Source organism: Blautia sp. RTP21359st1_E11_RTP21359_211015 (assembly GCF_040910705.1).
Taxonomy (GTDB): domain Bacteria; phylum Bacillota; class Clostridia; order Lachnospirales; family Lachnospiraceae; genus Blautia_A; species Blautia_A fusiformis.
The window spans coordinates 1-6840 of record NZ_JBDGAB010000046.1 but is presented as its reverse complement, the minus strand read 5'-3'; the positions used below and the strand labels follow the sequence as shown (position 1 = coordinate 6840).

Annotated in this window: 8 protein-coding genes; 7 read left to right on the top strand and 1 reads right to left on the bottom strand. The window is 39.4% G+C overall.

What is annotated here, in order from left to right; all coding sequences use genetic code 11:
• Positions 1-1262: leucine-rich repeat domain-containing protein (locus AB5026_RS14170; RefSeq protein WP_368213580.1), on the bottom strand; the 1262-nt coding region annotated here is incomplete at its 3' end.
• A 175-nt stretch (positions 1263-1437) separates the two neighbouring features.
• Between AB5026_RS14170 and AB5026_RS14165 the strand changes: the two genes are divergently transcribed.
• From AB5026_RS14165 to AB5026_RS14135, 7 genes are all read left to right on the top strand, one after another.
• Complete coding sequence (locus AB5026_RS14165; RefSeq protein WP_173734338.1) at positions 1438-2382, top strand: 5'-nucleotidase; 945 nt, start codon at positions 1438-1440, stop codon at positions 2380-2382.
• Entirely contained in the window at positions 2376-2672 is a 297-nt protein-coding gene (locus AB5026_RS14160) for a hypothetical protein (protein ID WP_173734339.1), read from the top strand. The genes AB5026_RS14165 and AB5026_RS14160 overlap by 7 nt, the downstream gene beginning before the upstream one ends.
• 16 nt (positions 2673-2688) lie before the next feature.
• The gene (locus AB5026_RS14155) at positions 2689-3306 is read left to right on the top strand and encodes a hypothetical protein (RefSeq protein ID WP_368213578.1); all 618 of its coding nucleotides are present in this window, start codon (positions 2689-2691) and stop codon (positions 3304-3306) included.
• Positions 3307-3439: 133 nt separating this feature from the next.
• The gene (locus AB5026_RS14150) at positions 3440-4450 is read left to right on the top strand and encodes a hypothetical protein (RefSeq protein ID WP_368213577.1); all 1011 of its coding nucleotides are present in this window, start codon (positions 3440-3442) and stop codon (positions 4448-4450) included.
• A gap of 5 nt (positions 4451-4455) precedes the next feature.
• Positions 4456-5136 (top strand): PspA/IM30 family protein, encoded by a 681-nt coding sequence (locus tag AB5026_RS14145; RefSeq protein WP_173734342.1) that lies wholly within the window; start codon positions 4456-4458, stop codon positions 5134-5136.
• A gap of 200 nt (positions 5137-5336) precedes the next feature.
• Entirely contained in the window at positions 5337-6233 is an 897-nt protein-coding gene (locus AB5026_RS14140; RefSeq protein WP_368213576.1) for an alpha/beta fold hydrolase, read from the top strand.
• A 251-nt stretch (positions 6234-6484) separates the two neighbouring features.
• The coding region (locus tag AB5026_RS14135; protein WP_368213575.1) for a uracil-DNA glycosylase family protein at positions 6485-6840 on the top strand (356 nt) is incomplete at its 3' end.

Here is a 6840-nt window from a genome sequence, read left to right as displayed (position 1 = left end):
GCATTGGGTCCAATGCTCTCAAGTCCTTCGTTAAATATCAGATTGGAAAGATTCCAACAATTCGCAAACGCACTTTCGCCAATCAATTTGACATTAGACGGAATCTCTACCTTTGTCAGAGCATCGCACGCAAAAAACGTCATACCACCGAAACCAGCCCCGATATTTTTGATACCTGAGCCAAAATCAATATTCGTAAGCTTTCTGTTGCCAGAAAAGGCACGATATCCAATGCTTTTGAGGGTATTGGGTAATTTCAGGCTTGTAATTTCTGTATCAGAACATGAACAGTCACCAATATACTTAACTCCTTCTGGAATAAGCATAGAGCCTGTTTTCTTTGATGGGCAGCAGATTAATGTATCCATATTACGGTCATATAAGATTCCATCATATTCGCTGCAAAAACGATTCTTATCTGACAGCTTAAATGCTTTTGTATCGATAGCATGTAAAACTGATGTCTCGAACTCGTCATTGTTAAAATCTAAGTACAAAACATCACAAGGGATATCGCATCCGCTATGTCCATCGAATAAACTTCCACTATTCTGCACAATAGCACCAATAGAATGTTTTGAATGGATTGTGATTTTGTCAAACCGGCAATTTTCCGTGATATCGACACCCGAAATCATTACATTCTCAGGAATATCAATTTCTTTTGCTGATGTATCAATATCAACAATCATCCCATTGATATATTTAACCCCATTTACGAATGAGCCACCAAGCTGAAATGCGGAATTGGCAAAGCTTTTTTTGCTAAGGCATGTTATATCGTCGGTATTGATGACATTTGTGCTCATACAGCCTGCAAAGGCATAATCCTCGATACTGCATACACCTTTTAGGTCAATTTCCTCGCCAGCTTTTTTGCAGAAAGTATTCAGTAGCTTATAACCTATGCCGCTTCCGGTAGAATGTAGCAGGCAACCATTGCGTCCAACAATCACTCTCCTGCTATAGTATGCCGGAGGGCCTTGCACTATTACATTTGTAACATTTGGAAACATATAATTAGAGATTTCAATGTCATATGCGTGCCCATTCAAGATAAGAACTCTCACGTCCGGAAACTGCTTGTTTATATTTTTTAACTTTACATTAAAATTGCTGTACCGTGATAGGCTATCAATATCAAGTGTGACACTGCCAACGCCTGGCTGAACATCAATATCAACAATATTAAATATCCCGTAGTTTGATGTCGGAGAGTTGATTGTTAAAGTCACTCCATCTTTACTTTGCTTTTTACTCATTTTTGTTATTCCTTTCTTTTTTAATTTTTCTTTACTTATTTAATATGCGTGATTTTGGTTGTAACAGAATACGATAAATAAAAGCGGAAGATAAGAAATGTTTTTGTCTATCTACTTTTCCAGCATATTAATTTTGTAAAATAAATATATACACAAAGAAAGGAACAAAAAGCGTATGGCTTATTCAATCAATGGAAAGTTAAAAGTTGCAGTCTCCAGCCGCGCATTATTTCAGCTGGAGAAAGAAGACGAAATTTTTCTAAAGAAAGGCAAAGAGGCCTATGAGAGGTATCAGGTGAAACACGAAAAAGACGTCTTGCAGCCGGGAGCAGCATTTCCTGTTGTTAAAGCTCTCCTGGAACTTGGAGAAGATGACGTTGAAGTCATTGTAGTGTCAAGAAATACTGCTGACACAAGCCTTCGTGTTTTCAACTCAATCCAGGCACATGGACTCAATATCTGCCGCGGATTCTTTACAGGTGGAGAGAGTATTATCAATTATCTGAAATCTCTTGATATTGACCTGTACCTTACGGCAAATGATGATTCTGCGAGGGCTGCGATTGACAATGGTATTCCAGCCGCAACAATGATTACATCTGCTGCGAAGTATATGACTGAAACGACAGAGCTTCGTGTCGCATTTGATGGTGATGCAGTTCTGTTCGGTGATGAATCAGAAGCAGTCTTCAAATCAGAAGGCCTTGAAGCATTCGGAAAAAGTGAAAGCGAAAAAGCAAACATTCCGATGAAAGAAGGTCCGATGGCAAAATTTCTTCGTGCATTGTCTAAAATTCAGACAAAGCAGGAAAAAGAAGGGAAAGAGAACGAAACAAAAATCGTTACTGCCCTTGTTACTGCCAGAAGCGCACCGGCTCATGCGAGAACCATTAAGACACTGAGAGCATGGGGAATCAAGGTAAATCAGGCGTTCTTCCTCGGAGGACTTGATAAAACTTATGTTTTAAAAGAGTTTAAGCCACAGATTTTCTTTGATGACCAGCACGTACATACTGACCGCGCTTCACTTGTAGTGCCGGCAGGTACAGTCCCTTATAAATCAGATTCCGTTTTGGCCCAGCCAAAGGAAGAGGAAAAGAAAGGAGAAAAAGAATGCTGACGAAGTGGATTATCGCAATCGGGAATACTGAAGCTGACGGCGTCAGAATGCTTTATGCGATTGGAAGTGTTGACCAGATTAAGCGGGCTCTTGTAGAGCTCGCCCTGGAAGACAAAGACAATGACGAGAAAAGCTTTGATTACGGTACTGAGGACATTTCAGATGTTGATGAAACTGTTGATAACAAAACAAATAATGTAACAGCGCTGAATGCATATAATGTATTTTCTGATTATCATATTGACTATACGGCGCAGCGCCTTGATTTTATACAGATGCGTGAAGTCTGAGAAAGGAGATAATCAAATGTTAAAACAGGAATTTTCCGACAGGACAGGATTTTATCCTTCCGCTGACATGTATGCGATTATCGAGAATAAATATCTCGAAATGGATGTAGGCAAAGATAGATTCTGCAAAATGTACAAAAACAATGATGAAGGCCTTGCCGAATATATCCAGTCAGCAGCTGATAAGGAAACTGTAACAATGCTTGATGAAATGACAAAGAAAGTAAAAGAGGAGAAGGAAGCTTTACAGTGCAGAATCAGGATACTTGAGAGTGGTATGAAAGATTTACAGTTCTTGTATGATAAAGAGCTGGAGTGGAAGCCTTATGAAAATCAAAAGCTGTACATTCAGGAAGAATACGACAAGCTTGCAGGCGATGTCCATGAAATGGATGTCAATGTCGCAAAAAAGTTTATTGCCGATTCCTTTGGCTTTAACCCTGACAGGATTCTAATTTTGAATGAATATCCAAAGCAGGAAATCAATCGTCACGGTAAGATAAGAAACGTAAAAGGCGAATTCTATGAGAGAAAGCCCTTGTACGAATCTACTGATTACAATTACATTCTATTTTCATGCGCTGGTATTGATTACGAGTGTGTGGACGGGGAATTATATATACTGACAGATTGAAATATGGCGGCCGGATTTTTTCCGGCCGCCTTTTTTTGCGCTAAATATTTTTTTCAAAAAGTGCTCCACCTTTTAAAAATTTCTGCATATTAAATATATACAAAAAAAATCTTACAGAAGGAGGTAAAAATCTATGGGAAGAGCAGGAGCCGGAGGTGGCGGTGGTGGACATTCTGGCGGCGGACATTCATCCGGACGGTCAAGCGGCGGCCATCATGTAAGCAGCGGCAGCAGTGGAAGGCGAGCAGGAGGCGGAAGTTTCTCCGGAAACAGCAGTTATCATGGTCATCATAATTATAATGAACCGTTTGGAGGGCTGCCGCCATACAGAGGATATGGCGGTGGAATGTTTCCACCACCAAGGCACGATACTGTAATTGTGAGTAGTAACCCGTTTAGCGAGGTTATGGCTTTCATTGTAACGATTATCATCGTTTTTGTGCTGGCATTTGGTACGAAGATAAGTAATAACAGTAGTATACCCAAAAGCACACAAAACAGGGAAAAAATAACGGCTAATATTGCGTATGATAATAATTGTATCGTTGATAATATCGGATGGTTCGATAACCTTTCTAAGACAGAAAAAGCCATTAAATACTTTTATGACAAAACCGGAATACAACCATATGTAGTATTAAACGCTTATGACAATACGCTGACGACAGATGCACAGAAAGAGCAGTATGCCAAGGACTGGTATTCCAAGCATATCAAAAATGAAGATACATTTTTATTCATGTATTTCGCAGAAAAGGATACCGATAATGATGTTGGATATATGGCATACGTTAACGGAAAACAGGTTTCCTCTGTGATGGATTCTGAAGCTATTGAGATTTTCTGGGCATATGTTGACAAATACTGGTATTCTGATATGTCAACTGATGACATGTTCACAACCATTTTTACAAAAACAGCTGACCGCATTATGACAAAATCAACAACGGCTGCCGATGTCGGCAATAATGCAATAAAAGTCATTGGCGTTATCGTTGTTTTTGCCGGTATTATCGTAGTGATGGTTATCAGAAGAAAACACAAAGCTGAAGAAGCAAAAGAAACTGAAAAAATATTAAACACACCGCTTAACGGGGATTCCGAAGCGGATGATTTACTCAAAAAATATAAAAAAGGAGACTGAAAAATATGGGAATTTTAACAAGATTTAAGGATATTATGAGCGCAAACGTGAACGCGCTGCTGGATAAGGCAGAAGACCCGGCCAAGATGATTGACCAGACGCTTCTGAACCTTAGAAAAGACCTGGCACAAGTAAAAAAAGAAACCGCAGCAGTGATGGCTGATGCAAAGAACGCAAGAAGAAAAGTAACAGAATGTGAGAATCAGATTACTAATTATAAAACTACAGCAGAAAAAGCGCTCCGCGCAGGAAATGAGGGTGATGCGAGAACTCTTCTGGAGGCAAAGAAAAGAGAAGAAGAAAAACTTGTTGCACTTCAGAAAACATGCGAAATGGCTGAAAAGAATGCTGACAATATGCAGGCAATGCATGACAAACTGGTAAGAGATATTGAGGCACTTGAAGCGAAGAAAGATGCGATTAAAGCAAAAGTAGCAACCGCCAAGGCCCAGAAGCACATGAATCAGGTACTTTCTGGCGGAGACAAGGCCGCGGCAAGCATTGATGCTTTTGAGCGATATGAGGCAAAGGCCGACAAGATGCTTGATGAGGCTGCGGCGATGACAGAGCTGAACAAGACAGCCGATGATAACACGGCAGATTCCCTGCTTGATAAGTATAAAAACGGCGGAAATGCCGATGTGGATGACGAGCTTGAGAAAATGAAGAAAGAACTGGGGCTGTAAGATTACGGCTGTTAAATTGAGATTCTGAAAATATGACGCCTGCCGATGGATATCGGCAGGCTGTTTTTGCATAAAATGACGAAAAGTATAAAAAGTATAAAGACTTTTTAAGTCTGAAAAAAATCCGCAAATATGATTTTATTTTTTCTTTTTTTGGCATATTACATACAAACAAAAAAAAGAGAGGAGACCTTACACTAATGGAAAAACTATATATCGCGTTTCCATCCGCGAATAAGAACACAGTACTTAATATTGTGGTTTTTATGCCGCACGATAAAGAAAATCTTAGAGGAATGATTCAGATTTGTCATGGTATGACTGAACACATCGACAGATACGACGACTTTGCTGAATATTTCACTGAAAGGGGATATGCTGTTTTTGGTAACGATATCATCAGCCACGGTAGAAGTAACGTAAATAAGTCATGGAGCTTGTATTTAGATGATTGGTTTGACACCGTCCGCGATGCTATAAATGTCAGAAATCATATCACAAAGATATATCCTGACTTACCAGTGTATATCGTTGGTTTTTCACTTGGCTCTTTCATAGTCAGGTCAATGCCTGATTTAAGTGCTTACAACAAAGAGATTCTGGTCGGAACGGGGTATCAGCCTGCGGCAATGCTGCATGTAATGAGAGGGTTGATTGCAGTTAAATTCAATAAGCAGATGAGTAAATCATCAGATGAGATACGTAAAATGGCGTTTGACAGCTATAATAAACATTTCAAGGGCTACCCGAACAATTATTGGTTATTGTCAGATGACGCTGCAAGAAACGAATACGAAACAGACAGGCTTGTGCATACATGCATGACACCGAAGTTTTTTTATGAATTTTTGCGTGCTATGGAATACACTTCAAAAAATCTTAAAAATCCAAATAATACGATACCAACACTGTTCATGTATGGAAAAAATGACCCTGTTGGTGATTTTGGAAAGGGAGTAACAAAAGTATTTAAAGCATATCATAAAAATAACAGTTCAACAGAAATCAAGTGTGTTGAAGGAACCCACGATATCTTGCACAATAATGAAAGCAGCAAAGCGGTGTTTAAAGAAATCGAGAGGTATCTGGACGCCTGACTGACTAATGTTTTTCAAAAAATTGGTGAAAAGATGCGACGTTAATATATATTATTACGCCACATCTTTTTTTTCTGCATATTTTGTATGTAACACAAAAAAGGAGGACGATATTAACCAGTCAACAAACTGCTGGCAGCGAATTACGAAGAAGTGACTACCTGAATTTTTAGAGCATTTCGGCCTTGTCTTTTGCAAAGATTGCATACGAAATGGAAAAATTAAAGATATAAACCATAAGAGGAGGGCTTATGATGACTGATTGCATACACTGCGATATTGCCGGAAGGTATTCAAATCCAGACACAAAAATAAGCAATACATATGATGCCTTGTGGGTAGGAATATCTGCAAAAATCAGAGAAGAACCGCTTTCCGAGACTACGAACACAGGAAAACTTGTTAAACAGATTGAAGCCGCATGCGGCAAGCCGGGATATAAGACCAATCTGGTCAAATGCCCGCCGGTTGATAAGAATGGAAAGTTAAGATATCCAAACCAGGCAGAAATTGACTGCTGCTTTAAGAATCTGCTTGCAGAAATCGCAGAAGTCAAGCCGAAGGTCGTGATTCTGCTTGGAGAGAAAGTATGCTCTGCGGTAGAGAA

Coding starts and splice junctions, on each gene's coding strand:
- AB5026_RS14165 (WP_173734338.1), top strand. CDS start 1,438: ATGGCTTATTCAATCAATGGAAAGTTAAAAGTTGCAGTCTCCAGCCGC.
- AB5026_RS14160 (WP_173734339.1), top strand. CDS start 2,376: ATGCTGACGAAGTGGATTATCGCAATCGGGAATACTGAAGCTGACGGC.
- AB5026_RS14155 (WP_368213578.1), top strand. CDS start 2,689: ATGTTAAAACAGGAATTTTCCGACAGGACAGGATTTTATCCTTCCGCT.
- AB5026_RS14150 (WP_368213577.1), top strand. CDS start 3,440: ATGGGAAGAGCAGGAGCCGGAGGTGGCGGTGGTGGACATTCTGGCGGC.
- AB5026_RS14145 (WP_173734342.1), top strand. CDS start 4,456: ATGGGAATTTTAACAAGATTTAAGGATATTATGAGCGCAAACGTGAAC.
- AB5026_RS14140 (WP_368213576.1), top strand. CDS start 5,337: ATGGAAAAACTATATATCGCGTTTCCATCCGCGAATAAGAACACAGTA.